This window comes from Bordetella genomosp. 13, from assembly GCF_002119665.1.
Lineage (GTDB): Bacteria > Pseudomonadota > Gammaproteobacteria > Burkholderiales > Burkholderiaceae_B > Bordetella.
The window spans coordinates 1,606,563-1,622,735 of record NZ_CP021111.1 but is presented as its reverse complement, the minus strand read 5'-3'; the positions used below and the strand labels follow the sequence as shown (position 1 = coordinate 1,622,735).

The window sequence follows — 16,173 nt, the reverse complement described above, 5'->3', positions numbered from 1 at the left end:
CCGTGTCTATACGCGTCCCATGGCGAAGCCCTTGGCGATGTAGTGGCGCACGAACCAGATCACGATGCCGCCGGGCACGATGGTCAGTACGCCGGCGGCGGCCAGCACGCCCCAGTCCATGCCGGCCGCCGACACCGTGCGCGTCATGGTGGCGACGATGGGCTTGGCGTTCACCGAGGTCAATGTGCGCGCCAGCAGCAGCTCGACCCAGCTGAACATGAAGCAGAAGAATGCCGTGACGCCCACGCCCGCCTTGATCAGCGGCAGGAATATGCCGACGAAGAAGCGCGGGAACGAGTACCCGTCGACGTAGGCGGTCTCGTCGATCTCGCGCGGCACGGCCGACATGAAGCCTTCGAGTATCCACACTGCCAGCGGCACGTTGAACACCAGGTGCGCCAGCGCCACCGCGATGTGCGTGTCCATCAGGCCCAGCGAGCTGTAGAGCTGGAAGAACGGCAGCAGAAAGACGGCCGGCGGCGTCATGCGGTTGGTCAGCAGCCAGAAGAACACATGCTTGTCGCCGATGAAGCTATAGCGCGAGAACGCATAGGCCGCCGGCAGCGCCACCGCCAGCGAGATGACGGTGTTGATGGCCACATAGATGAGGGAGTTGATGTAGCCCGAGTACCAGGACGGGTCGGTGAAGATGGTGCGATAGTGCCGCAGGGTGAACTCGGTGGGCCACAGCGTCAGCGTGCTGACGATCTCGGTATTGGACTTGAACGACATGTTCAGCATCCAGTACAGCGGCAGGATGGCGAACAGCAGGTAGATGATGAGAAACGTGCTGCGCCACACGATGGGCTTGTCAGGCATTGAGGTTCTCCTCATCCGAGGCGCCCGTGCCGGCTCGCTGGATCCAGGTGTACAGGATGAAGCACAGCAGCAGGATGATCAGGAAATAGATGATCGAGAACGCCGCCGCCGGCCCCAGGTCGAACTGGCCTACCGCCTTGGTGGTCAGATACTGCGACAGGAAGGTAGTGGCATTGCCCGGGCCGCCGCCCGTCAGCACGAAGGGCTCGGTATAGATCATGAAGCTGTCCATGAAGCGCAGCAGCACGGCGATCAGCAGCACGCCGCGCATCTTGGGCAGCTCGATGTAGCGGAACACCGCCATCCGGGAAGCGCCGTCGATGCGCGCGGCCTCGTAGTAGGCCTGTGGAATGGCGCGCAGGCCGGCATAGCACAGCAGCGCCACCAGCGGCGTCCAGTGCCACACGTCCATCACCAGCACGGTCAGCCAGGCGTCCACCGCATTGCCCGTGTAGTTGTAGTCCGCGCCCATCCACGCCAGGGCCGCGCCCAGCAGGCCGATGTCGGTGCGGCCGAACACCTGCCAGATGGTGCCCACGACGTTCCATGGAATCAGCAGCGACAGCGCCACGATGACCAGCACCGCCGAGGCGCGCCAGCCGTGGGCCGGCATGCACAGCCCCAGCAGGATGCCCAGGGGAATCTCCACCGCCAGCACCGCCAGCGAGAAGCCCACCTGCCGCCACAGGGCGCTGTGCAGTTCCTCGTCCTGCAGCACCGAGGCGAACCACTCGGTGCCCACGAACACGCGGCGCTCGGGCGAGATGATGTCCTGCACCGAGTAGTTCACGATGGTCATCAGCGGCAGGATGGCCGAGAACGCCACGCACACCACCACGGGCAGGATCAGCAGCCAGGCCTTCTGGTTGATCGGCTTCACTGGATCAGCTCCTGGTCGCGGTAGAAACAGGTGCGCGGATTCAGCACCGACAGCCAGGCGATGTCGCCTTTGCCGGCCACGTCGCTGTCCAGCGGCAGACGCGCCTTGACGGCATGGTCCTCGAAGGCGCCGGTCAGCAGCAGATAGGTGCCCACGTCCTGCACGCGCGTCACGGTGACGGGCAGCGCGTCCGGCGCCCCCGCCTGGCGCAGCGCCACGAACTCCGGCCGTATGCCCAGCGTGAAGCTCTCGGCCGCCGCGAGCGGGCCCGCCAGTTCGGGCGCCACGCCGGCCAGGCGGTGCGAGCCGAGCTGCACGGCGCCGTCGCGCCAGCGGGCCGGCAGAAAGTTCATGCCGGGCGATCCGATGAAATGCCCCACGAAGGTATGCGCCGGGCGCAGGAACAGGTCGTCGGGCGTGCCCACCTGCACCACCCTGCCCCGTGACATCACCACCACGCGCTCGGCGAAGGTCAACGCCTCGGTCTGGTCGTGCGTGACATAGACCATCGTCAGCTTGAACTCCTGGTGGATCTCCTTGAGCTTGCGCCGCAGTTGCCACTTGAGGTGCGGATCGATCACCGTCAGCGGTTCGTCGAACAGCACGGCCGACACGTCGCTGCGTACCAGTCCGCGCCCCAGCGATATCTTCTGCTTGGCATCCGCGGCAAGATTGCGCGCGCGGCGGTCCAGCACGGAAGACAGTTCCAGCATCTCGGCCACCTGCCCCACGCGCGCGCGTACGCGGCCTTCGTCCACGCCGCGATTGCGCAGCGGAAACGCCAGGTTCTCCGCCACCGTCATGGTGTCGTAGATCACGGGAAACTGGAACACCTGGGCGATGTTGCGCTGCTGCGGCGTATGCCCGGTGACGTCGCGCCCATCGAAGCGCACACGGCCCGACGATGGACGCAGCAGGCCCGACACGCAGTTGAGCAAGGTGGTCTTGCCGCAGCCCGACGGCCCCAGCAGCGCGTACGCGCCGCCGTCCTCGAAGGTATAGCGCAGCGGCAGCAAGGCGTAGTCGTCGTCCTTTGCGGGTTGCGGCACGTAAGAGTGCGACAGATCCAGTTCGATGCTGGCCATCACGGCGTCCCCGCGGGCAGCGCGCGATAGGCCGGCGCGACCAGCAGGTCGCCGCGTGCATCGAAGGCATAGGCCTGGGCCGGATCGAAGTGCAGCCGGATGCGCTCGCGCAGGTCGAAGCGATGCACGCCGGTCAATTGCGCCACCAGTTCGCCGGCCGCCGTGCCCACGTGCACGAAGGTGTCGGACCCGGAAATCTCCGCCAGCTTCACCTCGCCTTGCAGCGGCAGCTTGCCGGGCCCGTTGTCCAGGCTCAGCGCGCCCGCGCGCAGCCCGGCCGTCAGTTCCTCGCGCCCGTCGCCGCCTGGCAGGACGCGCGGCACGTGCAGGCCGCCCTGCAGCTGGAACCCCTGACCATCGCGCCGGGCGCCGAACAGATTCATCGGCGGGTCGCTGAACACGCGCGCCACGCGTATGGACCGCGGTTGATGAAAGACCTCGGGGGTGGGACCGTACTGCAGCAGCTCGCCGGCGTCCAGCACGGCGGTATGGCCGCCCAGCAGCAGCGCCTCGGCCGGCTCGGTAGTGGCGTAGACCACCGTGGCGCGCCCTTCCCCGAACAGGCCCGCCAGTTCTTCGCGCAGTTCCTCGCGCAGCTTGTAGTCCAGGTTGACCAGCGGCTCGTCCAGCAGCACCAGCGGCGCGTCCTTCGCCAGCGCGCGGGCCAGCGCCACGCGCTGCTGCTGCCCACCGGACAGTTCCGCCGGGTAGCGGTCCAATAGATGCTCGATGCGCAGCCGGGCCGCTATGGCCTTCACGCGTTCGTCCATGCGCGGCGCGCGGCGCAGGCGCAACGGCGAGGCGATGTTGTCGTAGACGCTAAGCGAGGGATAGTTGATGAACTGCTGGTACACCATGGCCACGTTGCGCTGGCGCACCGGCACGTGCGTCACGTCGCGGCCGTCGACACGCACGGCGCCCTGGCTGGGTGGGTCGAGGCCGGCCATGATGCGCATCAGCGACGTCTTGCCGGCCTGCGTGGCGCCCAGCAGCACGGTGATGGCCCCGGAGGCCGGGGTCAGGCTCATCGGATACAGCAGGACCTGGGGCCCGGCCTGCCGTTGTATGCCCTCTAGTGCCAGCTGCATCGCGTCTCCCAGCGAAAGCTGCCATGGCCTTGGTGATTCTGTCTGTTCCCGATTTTGCATCAGGAGATGCCGGCCAGCCAGCGACTTTTCGGGGGAGACGCCTCAACCTCGACGGGGGCCTACGGGAGGAGTCGAACGCTATAAGCCCTGGCAGCCCAGTGCCTTCAGGCGCGCATCGACCCAGCCGGTGTCCAGCGTTCCCGCCGCGATATCGGCCATCATCTTCTCCTCGACGTGATGCTTCGCGCGCGTGGCGGCCAGCACTTCTTCCACCTGCTTGTAGGGCACACACAACAGGCCGTCCTCGTCGCCGATGACCAGGTCGCCCGGTTCTATCACCATGCCCGCCAGCGAGATGGCGCCGTTGATGACGCCGGGGCCGTCCTTGTATGGGCCGCGATGCGTGACCCCGGCCGCATACACCGGAAAACTGCCGCGCCGCAACGTAGCCGAGTCGCGAATGGCGCCATTGATGACGATGCCGCCCAGCTTGCGGCGCGCCGCATAGGCCACCATGATCTCGCCGATGATGGCATTGGTCAGGTCGCCGCCCGCGTCGACCACGATCACGTCGCCCGGCGCGGCCAGGTCAAGCGCCTTGTGCACCAGCAGGTTGTCGCCAGGCCGGCAGCGCACGGTGAGGGCCGGGCCGGCCATGCCGGTACCGTCGTGCATGGGACGCAGGGCGGCGCCGCCGGCCGCCATGCGCGACATCACGTCGCTGACGTTGGCCACCGGCAAGTCGCGGAACTCGGCCACGTGGCTGGCGGCCACGGCACGCTGGCGGGGAAGAATCTCGAAACCTATCATCGCTCGTTTCCTTGATCGCGCAGAATCCGGCGCGCATGCGCGCCGCGCCGTCATTGCTTCTCGATGCCGGCCTGGGTGATGACCGCCCCGAAGGCGTCGTAGTCCTGCTTGTAGCGCCGGCCGAACTCGGCGGGCGTGCCGCCCAGCGCCTGATAGCCGGCGTCGCGCAGCTTGGCCACGAACTCGGGCTTGGAGATCGCCTTGTTGACCGCCTCGTTGAGCTGCCGAACGACCTCATCCGGCGTTTTCCCGGGCGCCATCAGCCCCCACCAGATGGTCTGGTCGATCTGCTTGTAGCCCTTGTCCACGAACGTCGGCACGTCCGGCAGCGAGGCCGAGCGCTGGTCTCCCACCACGCCCAGCGCGTGCACCGTGCCGGCCTTGATCTGCGACAACAAGGTGGCTACCGAACCGTTGTAGATGTCGATGCGGCCGCTGGACAGGTCGGGATACGCCTGCGCCCATCCGCGGTACGGCACCGCGGTGAAGTTGATGCCCGCCTCTTTGCGCCACAGATGGCCGATGAGATCGCCGCTGGATCCCACGCCCGGCACGCCGACGGACAGGCGGCCGGGATTGGCCTTCGCTGCCTTCTCGACGTCCTCGATAGTGCGATACGGCGACTTGGGCATGGTCACGTACACGCTGGGCGAAGCGGCCACCAGCACGACCGGCTTGAAGTCCTTGAACGTGTCGTAGCTGAGCTTGTTGTACAGCCACGGATTGAGCACGACGTTGTCCGTTTGCGCCATGACCAGCGTGTGCCCATCGGGCTTAGCTCGAGCCACCGAATCCAGCGCCAGGTTGCCGCCTGCCCCGGGCTTGTTCTCGACCACCATGTCCCAGCCCGTGTCGGCGGCCACGGCCGCGGCGACCATGCGGGTCAGCGTATCGGTGCCGCCGCCGGGAGGGAATGGCGACACCAGCGTGATGGGCCCCTTGCCCAGGTCCGCGGCAGCCGCGGTGGTCAAGCACACGGTGGCGCAGGCCAGCGCCGTCAGGCTGGCAGCAATGCTTCGCTTCATGGTTGTCTCCTCGTTGAATAGTTGGTTTATCGTGGCCTGCGGTCTATGCATGCCCCGGTCATGACTGCCTCGCCAGGGCCGTGAGCCAGCGCAGGCTCGATTCCACGGTCGAGGCGTCCTCGCTGCCGTCGATGGCGCCCGCGGTGCGCTCGAACAGCGCCGCCACGCCCGGCATCACGCGCGGCGCAAGGCCTTCGCGTTCGAGTTGCCGTATGGCTTCCCGGACCTCGACCAGGCGGCGTCCGGCGTGCACGACGTGCGTGCGCACCAGCATTTCCAGGAAGACCTGCAGCGGCTGCTGATCGATGTCCTGCAGGACGCGGTACAGGTCCTGGCGCAAGCCCTTGGACTCGGCCGCCACCAGGCATTCCACCGCCAGTGCCTCGCAACCCTTGGTGTACACGCTGCGCAGCAGCTTCAGCGTGGCGGCGTCGCCGGCCTGCGCGCCCACCTGCTGTATCGGCGCGCCCGTTTCGCGCATCAAGGCTTCGATGGCGGACGCACCGGCGCCGGCGCACAGAAGCGGCGTCTTGCCGCGGCCCAGGCTGATCGCGCCCGTGATGGCGACGTCGGCGAACGTCACCGAATGGCGTTGCGCCTCGGCGGCGGCGGACCGCATGTCTTGGGGGCTGGCGGTGGTGAAGTCGGCGTAGAGCGTGCCGGCGGACAGGTGCGGCAGCGCGGCCTTGCAGGTTTCCAGCGCCACGGCGCCGAACACTGCGCTGATGACGACTTCGGCCTGCGTCAGCCAGGAGCCGATGGCGTCATGCAGGGCGATGCGGTTCTCGAGGCAGTACTGCCGCAATGCGTCGGACGGCCGGGTGTCGCAGATGCCGACGACGCGATGTCCCGCCTGCTCCAGGCTCTGCGCGTAGCAACGCCCCACCTCTCCACCACCAATGATCGTTATGTTCATAAGTACAATAAAAATACAATTTATCGGATTGTGCGGTCCAGGAAACTCGCCGGATATAGGGATAAGCCCTAGCCTTTGAAGGCTTATTTTGCTGGAATTGCGTCTATCTGCCTGCTAGGGGCGTCACGCAGCCGTATCGCAGTCAAGTACATTAAAAATACAATAAACCATCGACCGCCGCAGACTTGCCTTCGGCAGGCCCGCCGCTCGAAGCTGTGTTAGCCTGCCCGCTATCTTCTGCGGGACTCTGGCGACCGCCGCGCGCCCCGCCCGTTTCCACCGCCACAAGCGCCATGGCCAGCGATTCGCAACTCGCCTACGAGACCCTCAAACATCGGATACTTGCCGGCCAGTACAAGCCAGGCACGCAGTTGAAGGAAGAGCCGCTGGCCGAGGCGTTCGGCATCAGCCGTACGCCCGTGCGCACGGCCCTGCGCCGGCTCGTCGAGGACGGACTGGCGGTTGCCGAATCAGGAAAAGGCGTGCACGTGGCCGCCTGGACGCAATGGGATATCGAGGAAGTGTTCCAGCTGCGCCTGCGGCTGGAACCCTTCAGTGCGCAGCTTGCGGCCGAGCGCCGCAGCGAACAGGCCCTGAAGACTTTGCAGCAGAGCAATACGCGGATGCACGAGGCCATCCAGGCCGGCGGACCGCGGATGGCCGACCTGACGCAGGCCGCCAACCGTGTGTTCCACCACACGTTGCTGCAGGCCAGCGGATCCCACCGGCTGCAGTCGATTCTGGCGACGATGATCGACATGCCCATCGTCATCCGATCGTTTCACCTGTATACCCGGGAGGAGATGCAGCAGAGCCTGAGCCATCACCAGGACCTGACGATGGCCGTGCAGGAGCGCGACGGCGCGCTGGCGCACGACATCATGCAGCTGCACCTGACCGTGACACGGCGCCGGCTGATGAAGGTCCGGGCCGCCAATGCCGAGGCGGCTCAGGAAGATTGAGACCAGCGAGGCGTCATGCGGTTGCCCGGCCTCGCCGCGGGCGTGGCACTGCTCATGCCGGCTTCACGGATACGGCACGATCCGCCATGGCATGACCGGCCGGCCACCTACAGCTCCAGCACGATGCGCTTGCCGGCGGCGCGCGAGCAGCAACTCATCATCTTGCCGTTGGCCTCGCGTTCCGCGCGCGTCAGCACGACGTCGCGGTGGTCCACCTCGCCCGCCAGCACCCTCACCTCGCAGGACCCGCACAGGCCCTCTTCGCAATCGCTCTGCACGTCGATGTTGGCGGCGCGCAGCGCGGCCAGCAGGGTCTGGTCGGCGCGCACATTGACGACCAGGCCCGAATCCTTCAGTTCGGCCTCGAAGGCATGCTCGCGGGCCGGGTCCAGCGTGCCCAGCGTGGAGTGGAAATGCTCGACGCGCAACGCATCGTCGGGCCAGTGGGCGGTGGCCTGCTTCAGGGCCTGCAGCATGCGTTCGGGGCCGCAGGCATAGATGTGCGTGCGCGCATCCGGCTGCCGCAGCAAGGCCGCGAAGTCGTTGCGCCGGCCCTCGTCGCTGGCATACACGCGCAGCCTGTCGCCGTGCAGCGCGGCCAGTTCGGGCAAGAGCGCCATCGCCGCGCGCGAGCGGCCGCTGTAGTGCAGTTCGTAGTCGATGCCCAGTTCGCGCGCGCGGCGCGCCATGGCGCTGACCGGCGTGATGCCGATGCCGCCCGCCACGAAGATGGCGCGGCCCGTGCTTTCGTCCAGGCGGAAGTGGTTGCGCGGTCCGCGGATGCGCAGGCGCATGCCGGGCCGGGCGTGTTCGTGCACCCACGCCGAGCCGCCCCGCCCATCGGCCTCTTTCAGGACGGCGATGCGCAGCCGGCTGCTGTCCAACGGGTCGCCGCACAGCGAGTACTGCCGCGACATGCCGGTGTCGCCGCACTCGACGTCGATGTGCGCGCCCGGCGCCCAGCGCGGCAGCGCCTTGCCGTCGTGCGAGGCCAGGGTCAGCACCACGATGCCGTGCGCCTCCGCATCCACGCTTTCCACTACCACGGTGCGCGTGATGGCATGCGTGGTGGGTTCGCCGATGCGCACCGGCTGGCGCAGCGCCAGCAGCTCGGGCCGGCGGCGTTCGGGATTCTGGGCCGGATCCCATTCCACCCACAGATGCTCGGGGCCGCGGAACGAGGTGTTGGGTACATAGGTGAAGCGCTGTTCGGCCAGGCGCATGTGCGGCAGGCGGCGCGTGAACTCTTCCAGGAAGATCTGCATCTCCATGCGCGCCAGGTTCTTGCCCATGCACTGGTGCGAGCCGTAGCCGAAGGTGAGCTGGTCGCTGGCGTTGTCGCGCCGGATGTCGAACAGGTCGGCGTCGGCGAAGTGGCGCTCGTCATGGTTGGCCGACGAACTGACGATGAGCAGCTTGGATCCGGCGGCGATGGGCACGCCCGCGATCTCGGTGTCGCGCGTGGCCAGGCGGCGCCAGGCGGCCACCGAGCCATTGTGGCGCAGGCATTCCTCGACCGCATTGGGAATGAGCGAAGGGTCTTCGCAGATGTCGCGCCACGCATCGGGATGCTGCAGCAGCAGCTTCATCGCATTGGCCGAGGCATTGGCGGTGGTCTCGTGCGCGGCCACGATGCCCGCCATCATCATCGAATGCAGGTACGAATCCGTGACCACGTCCGGATGCTCGCGCTGCTTGCGGATGCCGTACTGCATCCAGCCGGGCTGGTCCGGATTCTGGCGCATCTTGTCCAGGATCTTGCCCGCCAGCTGCCAGAAGTTGCCCACCGCGTGCGCCACGGCCACCTGCTCTTCCGGCTTGGGCCGGCCCCAGGTGTTGACCGTATGCGCGATCGAATACTTGCGCAGCAGGTCCATGTCTTCTTCGGGCACGCCCAGGAAATGCAGGGCCACGGTCAGCGGCACCTCCCAGAGCATCTGGTCGACCAGGTCGGCGCGGCCGTCATCGATGAAGCGGTCGACGTATTCGCGCGTCAGGCGCCGCACCATGGGCTCGTGGTGCTTCAGCGCCTCGGGCGTGAAAGGCTCCATCAGCACGCGGCGCCGCGGCATGTGCGCCGGCTCGTCCTCGTTGACCAGCGTGCGGTTCATGGCATAGCCGTACGAGGCCAGCACCTCGTTGGCCTCGGGACCCGTGGGCGTGATCTTTTCCAGCGCGATGGACGGACTGAAGGTGATGTTGTCGCGGAAGATGGCCTTGATGTCGTCATAGCGCGTCACCACCCAGTAGCCGAGCTTGGGGCTGTAGAACACCGGCTCCTGCTCGCGCGCCCAGCGTACGTACTCGGGCGGATCCTGCTGGTACCCGTCGCCGAAGGGATCGAACTCCGCCGCCCGCGGGCTGACGTGGACCGGACAGCCCGGCGCGGCCGCGCCCGCGGCATGGTGGACGGGACAGCCCGCGGCGCGGGCGGGGGTGTCGGCTTGGGACATGGCGTCACTCCGGGTGCTGCGTTGGATGGCGCGGCGGCGCTCAATCCAGCTTGATGTTCAGGTCGCGGATGAGCTTGTGCCAGCGGGTGCGCTCGGCCTCGAGCAGATCGCGATACTGGGCCGGCGTGTTGCCCACCGGCTCGATGCCGAAATCCACGAGTTTCTGGCGGATGGCGGCGTCGTTGATGGTGGCCACGAGCTGGCGGTTCAGCGTGTCGATGACCGGCTGCGGCGTGGCGGCCGGCACGACGATGCCGACCAGCGCGGCGGCTTCGACGTTCTTGTATCCGAGCTCGGCGAAGGTGGGCACGTTGGGCAGTTGCGCCAGGCGCGTGGGGTTGGCCACCGCCAGCGCGCGCACCTTGCCGCCCTGGATGAAGCCCGCGCCTGCGGCCAGGTCCACCATCATCGCGGGAACCTGGCCGCCCGCCACGTCGGCCAGCGCGGGCGCGGCGCCGCGGTACGGCACGTGCGTCAACGGTATGCCGGCCTCCACCTTCAGCAGCTCCATGGCCAGGTGATGCGGACTGCCCGCGCCCGCCGAGCCATAGTCCAGGCCCTGGGCGCGCGCCTTGGCCTCGGCGATGAAGCCCTTGACGTCGGTGGCCTTCAGCGCGGGGCCGGCCACCAGAATCATGGGAAAGCGCCCCATCAGCGTGACGGGCGCGAAGTCCTTGACCGGATCGTAGGTGAGCTTCTGGTACAGCGCCGGATTGAACACCAGCGTGCCGTTGTCGGCCGACAGCATGGTGTAGCCGTCGGCCGGTGCGCGCGCGGTTTCGGACGCGCCGATGGACGTGTTGCCGCCCGGCTTGTTGTCCACCACGATGGTCTGGCCCAGCCGCGGCGACAGGCCCTGGCTGACGGTGCGTGCCAGGAAGTCGGAACCGCCGCCGGCGGCGTACGGAACCACCCAGCGCAGCGGCTTGGAAGGATAGGTGTCGGCGGCGGCGGCCGGCGCGGCAGCGACCAGGGGAAGAATGGTAAGGGCGAGCGCGCGCGTCAGGCGGGCAAAGGGCATGGTTGTCTCCGTGGATGGGATGGCTTGGTGTCGCCATTTGGCGTAAATGATATACGCATTGCGTAATCCGTCAACCAGGGTTTAGCCTTGAGCCTGTGCCACCGTTCTCTCACACCATGAACCCGCCCCCCTCTTCCGTTTCCCCCGCCCGCTCGCGCGAACGACGCCAGCGCGTCCAGGCCGCCGAAACCGGCGTCGCGGTATTGAAGGCGCTGGGCAGCCTGGGCGGCCGCGCCAGCCTGACGCTGATCGCGGCGCACGTGGACGAAAGTCCCGCCAAGGTGCATCGCTACCTGGTCAGCCTGATGGAAGGCGGACTGGTGGCCCAGGACAACGCGACCCAGCAGTACTTCCTGAGCCTGGAATCGCTGCTGCTGGGGCTGGCGGCCATGCGCCAGGCGGACCCCATACGCATGGCCGAAGCCTCGTTGATACGGATGCGGGAAGAGCTCGAGATCACTTGCTTCGTGGCGGTGATGGGCAACATGGGCCCCACCATCGTCCGGTTCGAGGAACCGGGCCTGCCCGTCACGGTGAACGTGCGCGTGGGCTCGGTGCTTTCCATGCTGTGGTCGGCCACCGGCCGCGTGCTGCTGGCCACGCTGGACGAAGGCCGCGTGCGGGCTCTGGCACAGGCCGAACTGGACGACGCCACGCCGGAGCAGCGCGCGCAGCTGGATCCGGACGATCCCATCGGCGTGCTGCAGCAGTCGGTGCGGGACGCCGGCTGCGCGGTGGTGCGCGACACCAACCTGCGCGGCATCAGCGCGATCTCGGCGCCGCTGTACAACTACACCGGGCGGCCCTGCGCCGTGCTGACCGCGCTGGGCGCCACCGGCGGTTTCGATGCCTCCCCGCACGGCGCGGTGGGACAGGCCATCCGGCGCGAAGCGCAGGCCATCAGCCGCCTGCTGGGCAATGTGTCTGGAGAGGCACGCGTGCCGGCGTGATGCGGCGACAACGTACGCTGGACGCCGGCGCGTTCGGCGTGCGAGGCGAAACGCCAGCGTTCATGCGGATGCCCGCAAAAGATCGGCGCCGCGAAAGCGGCGCCGCTAACACGGCCCGGGCGCCATCGCCGCTCCGGGCTCTTTCCGGTGCGCGTCGGGACGACGCGCGCCCGCATCAATCGAAGATATCGATCATCATGCCGGCGCCCGCGCCGATCATGGCGCCCGACGTGCCGTCACCGCCCGAGGCGCGGTCGACGCCGCCGCCGATCAGGCCGCCGGCCGCGGTGGCGCAGCCGCTAAGAATCACGGCCAGCGCGAGGGCCGCGAGAGTGTAGCTAGCCTTTTTCATAGTGTTCTCCTTCGAATTACTTGGACTTGTCGGCCAGGTCGCGCCAGATCACGCCCATGACCGGGGTGCTGAGCTTGTCGGGATTGGCTCCGTACCATGCGGTAATGCGTTCGGAGACCTGCCAGAGGTTCATGCTGCCCATGGTCTGGGTGATGCGCGTGCCGGCGCCAGGCGGGTCGATGTTCCTGCGCTTGGCATAGGCGGTCTCGGCCACGATCATGTTGGCCACGCCGACCAGGAAGGCGCGGCGCTCATCGGCCGTGGCCCGCATCCAGCCGGTGCCGTCCACCACGATGGGGCTGCGGGCCTTCTGGGCGCCGTCCGCCTGCGCATTGGCATTCGTCGCCGCCGGCGTCGCGCTTTCGCCCCGGGTCTGCAGTTGAGCGTGCGCCGTACCCAGCGCGGCCGCCAGCAGCAGAGGGACCAATAGACCTTGCACACTTTTACGCATGTATACCTCCGTCAAAATTCCGGCCGCGGCGCGAGCGCCTGCCTTGTTGTTCGTAGCGGAAATCCGGCGAACCCATCTTACCCACGCGAGGGGCGCGTGGGGTAAGCAATGGCTCTGCGTGGTAAGCAGGTGCTGCGCCCGTTTCAGACGCTTTCATCGGCCGGGCGGCCCGCGCCATGGTGCCGCCGATATTCGGCGGGCGTGATGCCCACGTGCTTCACGAAGGCCCTGCGCAGCGTATCGGCATTGGCGAAGCCGCAGCGCGCCGCCACCAGCTTGGGCGGAACACTGCCCTGTTCCAGCATCGTCCGCGCGGCCGTGACGCGAGCCAGCTCCACCCAGGCCGCAGGCGTGATTCCCACCTCCGCATGAAACAGCCGGGCGAAATGGCGCGGGCTCATGCCGGCGCGCTCGGCCAGCGATGTAACGGACTGCGGCAAGGAAGGATTGGCGACGACCCACCGCTGCACCTCTTGCAGTACGGACCGCCCGCCTACGCCTGCCGTGCCGGTACGGCTGAACTGCAATTGCCCGCCGGGCCGCTTGAAATACATCACCAGCTGGGCCGCCACGCCAGTGGCCACGTCCCGGCCCAGATCTTCCTCGACCAGGGCCAACGCCAGATCCATGCCGGCGGTGACGCCCGCCGCGGTACGCACCTTGCCGTCGCGCACATACAGCGCGTCGTGTTCAACGCAGGTAGTGGGATAGGCTTCGGCCAACGCGTCGGCCGCCGCCCAATGCGTGGTAGCGCGCCGGCCATCGAGCAATCCGGCGGCGGCCAGCACGAAGGCGCCGGTGCAGACGGAGCCATAGCGACGCGCCTGGACCGCGCGCGTGCGGAGCCAGCCGAGGATGGCGTTGTTCAACAGCATGCGCGGCGCGTTCGGCGCGCCGGCCACCAGCAGCGTGTCGAACCGGTGTCCCGTTTCGCCCACGACCACGTCCGGCAGCAGACGCACGCCAGACGAACTGCGGACGGGCCCGGGCTCGCAGGCCACGACCTGCAGGGCGTAGACCTCGCGGCGCGCCTCGATGTTGGCCTGCGCGAAGACGTCCAATGGGCCGGACACGTCCAGCAATTGAACGCCGGGCAAGGCAAGAATGGCGATGGTTCGGGCCATGACTGAGGGATATCTGCCGCATGTCGCGGAATCGCACAAGATGGCAGTATATGACGTACTACGTCAATTGATGCCATGCGGCGGCATGCCCAGAATGGACGTGACCGTTCCAACTGGAGTCATCGAATGAGCCTGAACCTAAAAGGGGTCGAGATCCCCGACAGCCAACTCGCCCGCGAAATCACCGAACTGATCCGGGACACGGCCTCGCCGCTGTTGTTCCACCATTCCAGCCGGGTCTATTACTTCGGCGCGCTGGCCGGCAGGCGGCGCGGCCTGAAGTTCGATCCAGAGCTTCTGTACTGCGGCTGCATGTTCCACGACCTGGGCCTGACCCACCGGCACAGCAGCGCATGCGAGCGCTTCGAGGTGGACGGCGCCAATGCCGCGCGCGACTTCCTGCGCGCACACGGCATCAGCCAGCAGGACATCGACACTGTCTGGACCGCAATCGCACTGCACACCACGCCCGGCATCCCGCAGCACATGCATCCCGTGGTCGCGTTGGTGACCGCCGGCGTCGAAATGGATGTGCTGGGCCTGACCTATCCGGAATACACCGATGCCGAGCGCGAGGCCATCGTCGCCGCCCATCCGCGCGGCGATCGATTCAAGGAGAACATCATCCAGGCCTTCTACGATGGCATCAGGCACAAGCCGGACACCACATTCGGCAACGTGAAGGCCGACGTGCTGGCGAATAAGGACCCGTCGTTCCGGCCGGGCAACTTCTGCTCGGTCATACGCGGGTCTCGCTGGGCGAGTTGAGGCGTGTCGGGCTTTACGCGTTGGCGCCGCCATCCACCGTGAGGCCGGTGCCGTTGATGGACCCGGCTTCGGGGCCCGCCAGGAAGGCGACCAGGGCGGCAACGTCCTCCGCGCGGCCGTAGCGCTTGATGGCCATGCGCTGCCGCTGCCCCTCTGCCTGCGGGCCCGTGGCCGGGTTCATGTCGGTGTCGGTCGAGCCGGGATGGACGACGTTGACGGTGATGCCGCGTTCGCCCAGGTCGCGCGCCAGGCCCTGCGTCCAGCCCACCAGCGCCGACTTGCTCAGGGCATACAGGCTCATGCCCGGCTCCGGCACCCGCATGGCCAGATTGCTGCCGGTGGAGATGATGCGTCCGCCTTCGGGCAGGTAGGCCAGCGCGGCATGCGAAGCCAGCACGACCGCGCGCACGTTGACGGCCAGCACGGTGTCCACGTCCTCCAGCGTCATCGACTCGATCGGGCCGCCGCGCCAGATGCCCGCATTGTTTACCAGGATGTCCAGGCCGCCCAGTTCCGCCGCGGCGCTGTCCACCGCGCGCTGGATGGAGGCCGGGTCCGCCGCGTCCATCTGGATGGCCACGGCGCGGCGCCCGCCATCGCGTATCTGCCGCACCACGGCCTCGGCCTGCTCGGCCGAACGTTCATAGCCCACCGCGACGTCAGCGCCTTCGGCGGCGAGCCGGCGGGCGATGGCCGCGCCGATACCGCGGCTGGCGCCGGTGACATAGGCTTTTTTTCCTTCGAGGGACGACATGGCACACTCCTTGGGTGTTTGATCGATACGAATTCGCACGGCGAGGGTCACGCCGTAGAATGAATTCTATAATGATCGTTAAATTAAATGGAGTATGGCATGGCCGAACGGGGCCGACCAAGAAGTTTCGACAGGCGCCAGGCGCTGTATCGCGCCATGGAAGTGTTCTGGGAAAAGGGATATGAAGGGGCCTCCATGGCCGCCCTCACCGACGCCATGGGCATCGCCGCGCCCAGCCTGTACGCCGCCTTCGGGTCGAAGGAAGCCTTGTTCCGCGAGGCGCTGGGCCTGTACGAAACGACGGAGGGCGGCGAGCTGATGGAATCGGTGCTGCGGGCTTCCACGGCCTTCGAAGCGGTGCAGCGGCTGCTGATGGCGTCGGCCCGCCTGTACACCCGCGCGGACAAGCCCGCCGGCTGCCTGGTCGTGCTGTGCGCCCTGCAGGCCGGCGACGCCGGCGAGCCGGTGCGCGGCGAGCTGTCGAGCCGCCGCATGGCGAACGTGGGCAGCCTGGCCGAATTGCTGGCTCGCGGAGTCGACACCGGAGAAATCCCCCCGAGCGCGGACCTGCGCGCCATCGCCCGTTTCTACGTGACGGTGCAGCAAGGCATGTCGATACAGGCGCGAGACGGCGCCAGCCAGTCCGAGCTGGAAACCGTGGCCCGCGCCGCGCTGAGCGCGTGGGCCGGGCTTATTGGCCGATGACTCCGGCCTG

17 protein-coding genes are annotated in these 16,173 nt (G+C 67.6%); 4 read left to right on the top strand and 13 right to left on the bottom strand.

Features of this window, described 5'->3' with window-relative positions; all coding sequences use genetic code 11:
- Positions 1 to 6: 6 nt before the first annotated feature.
- From CAL15_RS07195 to CAL15_RS07165, 7 genes are all read right to left on the bottom strand, one after another.
- Positions 7 to 819 (bottom strand): carbohydrate ABC transporter permease, encoded by an 813-nt coding sequence (locus CAL15_RS07195; RefSeq protein ID WP_086077952.1) that lies wholly within the window; start codon positions 817 to 819, stop codon positions 7 to 9.
- Positions 812 to 1,699 (bottom strand): carbohydrate ABC transporter permease, encoded by an 888-nt coding sequence (locus CAL15_RS07190; protein WP_086077951.1) that lies wholly within the window; start codon positions 1,697 to 1,699, stop codon positions 812 to 814. Before CAL15_RS07190 ends, CAL15_RS07195 begins: the two co-directional genes overlap by 8 nt.
- Positions 1,696 to 2,784 (bottom strand): ABC transporter ATP-binding protein, encoded by a 1,089-nt coding sequence (locus CAL15_RS07185; protein ID WP_086077950.1) that lies wholly within the window; start codon positions 2,782 to 2,784, stop codon positions 1,696 to 1,698. The genes CAL15_RS07190 and CAL15_RS07185 overlap by 4 nt, the downstream gene beginning before the upstream one ends.
- Positions 2,784 to 3,872: an ABC transporter ATP-binding protein gene (locus tag CAL15_RS07180; protein WP_086077949.1), complete on the bottom strand. Its 1,089-nt coding sequence runs from the start codon at positions 3,870 to 3,872 to the stop codon at positions 2,784 to 2,786. The genes CAL15_RS07185 and CAL15_RS07180 overlap by 1 nt, the downstream gene beginning before the upstream one ends.
- Before the next feature lie 138 nt (positions 3,873 to 4,010).
- Positions 4,011 to 4,682 carry an RraA family protein gene (locus CAL15_RS07175; protein ID WP_086077948.1) on the bottom strand — a complete coding sequence of 224 codons (672 nt, stop codon included), beginning with the start codon at positions 4,680 to 4,682 and terminating at the stop codon, positions 4,011 to 4,013.
- A 50-nt stretch (positions 4,683 to 4,732) separates the two neighbouring features.
- Positions 4,733 to 5,707 carry a Bug family tripartite tricarboxylate transporter substrate binding protein gene (locus CAL15_RS07170; protein WP_232468149.1) on the bottom strand — a complete coding sequence of 325 codons (975 nt, stop codon included), beginning with the start codon at positions 5,705 to 5,707 and terminating at the stop codon, positions 4,733 to 4,735.
- Between the two features lie 58 nt (positions 5,708 to 5,765).
- Positions 5,766 to 6,623, bottom strand: a complete 858-nt coding sequence (locus CAL15_RS07165; protein ID WP_086077946.1) for an NAD(P)-binding domain-containing protein — start codon at positions 6,621 to 6,623, stop codon at positions 5,766 to 5,768.
- Positions 6,624 to 6,916: 293 nt separating this feature from the next.
- Here CAL15_RS07165 and CAL15_RS07160 point away from each other — a divergent pair, with 293 nt between their 5' ends.
- Positions 6,917 to 7,585, top strand: a complete 669-nt coding sequence (locus CAL15_RS07160) for a GntR family transcriptional regulator (RefSeq protein ID WP_086077945.1) — start codon at positions 6,917 to 6,919, stop codon at positions 7,583 to 7,585.
- Between the two features lie 107 nt (positions 7,586 to 7,692).
- Here CAL15_RS07160 and CAL15_RS07155 read toward each other — a convergent pair whose 3' ends face one another.
- Positions 7,693 to 10,038, bottom strand: a complete 2,346-nt coding sequence (locus tag CAL15_RS07155) for a cytochrome P450/oxidoreductase (RefSeq protein WP_086077944.1) — start codon at positions 10,036 to 10,038, stop codon at positions 7,693 to 7,695.
- Positions 10,039 to 10,078: 40 nt separating this feature from the next.
- A complete protein-coding gene (locus tag CAL15_RS07150; protein ID WP_086077943.1) occupies positions 10,079 to 11,059 on the bottom strand; it encodes a Bug family tripartite tricarboxylate transporter substrate binding protein in 981 nt (326 codons plus the stop codon).
- 116 nt (positions 11,060 to 11,175) lie between these two features.
- On the opposite strand from CAL15_RS07150, the gene CAL15_RS07145 reads away from it, so the two are divergent.
- Complete coding sequence (locus CAL15_RS07145; RefSeq protein ID WP_086077942.1) at positions 11,176 to 12,009, top strand: IclR family transcriptional regulator; 834 nt, start codon at positions 11,176 to 11,178, stop codon at positions 12,007 to 12,009.
- Between the two features lie 175 nt (positions 12,010 to 12,184).
- Here CAL15_RS07145 and CAL15_RS24375 read toward each other — a convergent pair whose 3' ends face one another.
- The 3 genes from CAL15_RS24375 to CAL15_RS07135 form a co-directional block, all read right to left on the bottom strand.
- Positions 12,185 to 12,361 (bottom strand): hypothetical protein, encoded by a 177-nt coding sequence (locus tag CAL15_RS24375; RefSeq protein ID WP_157666620.1) that lies wholly within the window; start codon positions 12,359 to 12,361, stop codon positions 12,185 to 12,187.
- Positions 12,362 to 12,377: 16 nt separating this feature from the next.
- The gene (locus tag CAL15_RS07140) at positions 12,378 to 12,812 is read right to left on the bottom strand and encodes a hypothetical protein (protein WP_198299167.1); all 435 of its coding nucleotides are present in this window, start codon (positions 12,810 to 12,812) and stop codon (positions 12,378 to 12,380) included.
- Positions 12,813 to 12,955: 143 nt separating this feature from the next.
- Complete coding sequence (locus CAL15_RS07135; RefSeq protein WP_086077941.1) at positions 12,956 to 13,936, bottom strand: GlxA family transcriptional regulator; 981 nt, start codon at positions 13,934 to 13,936, stop codon at positions 12,956 to 12,958.
- Between the two features lie 126 nt (positions 13,937 to 14,062).
- Between CAL15_RS07135 and CAL15_RS07130 the strand changes: the two genes are divergently transcribed.
- The gene (locus tag CAL15_RS07130) at positions 14,063 to 14,704 is read left to right on the top strand and encodes an HD domain-containing protein (RefSeq protein ID WP_086077940.1); all 642 of its coding nucleotides are present in this window, start codon (positions 14,063 to 14,065) and stop codon (positions 14,702 to 14,704) included.
- A gap of 13 nt (positions 14,705 to 14,717) precedes the next feature.
- On the opposite strand, the gene CAL15_RS07125 is transcribed toward CAL15_RS07130, so the two are convergent.
- Positions 14,718 to 15,458, bottom strand: coding sequence for an SDR family NAD(P)-dependent oxidoreductase (locus CAL15_RS07125; protein WP_086077939.1), 741 nt, complete (start codon positions 15,456 to 15,458; stop codon positions 14,718 to 14,720).
- A gap of 99 nt (positions 15,459 to 15,557) precedes the next feature.
- Here CAL15_RS07125 and CAL15_RS07120 point away from each other — a divergent pair, with 99 nt between their 5' ends.
- Entirely contained in the window at positions 15,558 to 16,163 is a 606-nt protein-coding gene (locus tag CAL15_RS07120; protein ID WP_086080975.1) for a TetR/AcrR family transcriptional regulator, read from the top strand.
- Positions 16,164 to 16,173: the final 10 nt, after the last annotated feature.

Excerpts from the sequence above, each read along its gene's own strand:
- CAL15_RS07195 (WP_086077952.1), bottom strand. The coding sequence starts at position 819 with ATGCCTGACAAGCCCATCGTGTGGCGCAGCACGTTTCTCATCATCTAC.
- CAL15_RS07185 (WP_086077950.1), bottom strand. The coding sequence starts at position 2,784 with ATGGCCAGCATCGAACTGGATCTGTCGCACTCTTACGTGCCGCAACCC.
- CAL15_RS07180 (WP_086077949.1), bottom strand. The coding sequence starts at position 3,872 with ATGCAGCTGGCACTAGAGGGCATACAACGGCAGGCCGGGCCCCAGGTC.
- CAL15_RS07175 (WP_086077948.1), bottom strand. The coding sequence starts at position 4,682 with ATGATAGGTTTCGAGATTCTTCCCCGCCAGCGTGCCGTGGCCGCCAGC.
- CAL15_RS07170 (WP_232468149.1), bottom strand. The coding sequence starts at position 5,707 with ATGAAGCGAAGCATTGCTGCCAGCCTGACGGCGCTGGCCTGCGCCACC.
- CAL15_RS07165 (WP_086077946.1), bottom strand. The coding sequence starts at position 6,623 with ATGAACATAACGATCATTGGTGGTGGAGAGGTGGGGCGTTGCTACGCG.
- CAL15_RS07160 (WP_086077945.1), top strand. The coding sequence starts at position 6,917 with ATGGCCAGCGATTCGCAACTCGCCTACGAGACCCTCAAACATCGGATA.
- CAL15_RS07155 (WP_086077944.1), bottom strand. The coding sequence starts at position 10,038 with ATGTCCCAAGCCGACACCCCCGCCCGCGCCGCGGGCTGTCCCGTCCAC.
- CAL15_RS07150 (WP_086077943.1), bottom strand. The coding sequence starts at position 11,059 with ATGCCCTTTGCCCGCCTGACGCGCGCGCTCGCCCTTACCATTCTTCCC.
- CAL15_RS07145 (WP_086077942.1), top strand. The coding sequence starts at position 11,176 with ATGAACCCGCCCCCCTCTTCCGTTTCCCCCGCCCGCTCGCGCGAACGA.
- CAL15_RS24375 (WP_157666620.1), bottom strand. The coding sequence starts at position 12,361 with ATGAAAAAGGCTAGCTACACTCTCGCGGCCCTCGCGCTGGCCGTGATT.
- CAL15_RS07140 (WP_198299167.1), bottom strand. The coding sequence starts at position 12,812 with ATGCGTAAAAGTGTGCAAGGTCTATTGGTCCCTCTGCTGCTGGCGGCC.
- CAL15_RS07135 (WP_086077941.1), bottom strand. The coding sequence starts at position 13,936 with ATGGCCCGAACCATCGCCATTCTTGCCTTGCCCGGCGTTCAATTGCTG.
- CAL15_RS07130 (WP_086077940.1), top strand. The coding sequence starts at position 14,063 with ATGAGCCTGAACCTAAAAGGGGTCGAGATCCCCGACAGCCAACTCGCC.
- CAL15_RS07125 (WP_086077939.1), bottom strand. The coding sequence starts at position 15,458 with ATGTCGTCCCTCGAAGGAAAAAAAGCCTATGTCACCGGCGCCAGCCGC.
- CAL15_RS07120 (WP_086080975.1), top strand. The coding sequence starts at position 15,558 with ATGGCCGAACGGGGCCGACCAAGAAGTTTCGACAGGCGCCAGGCGCTG.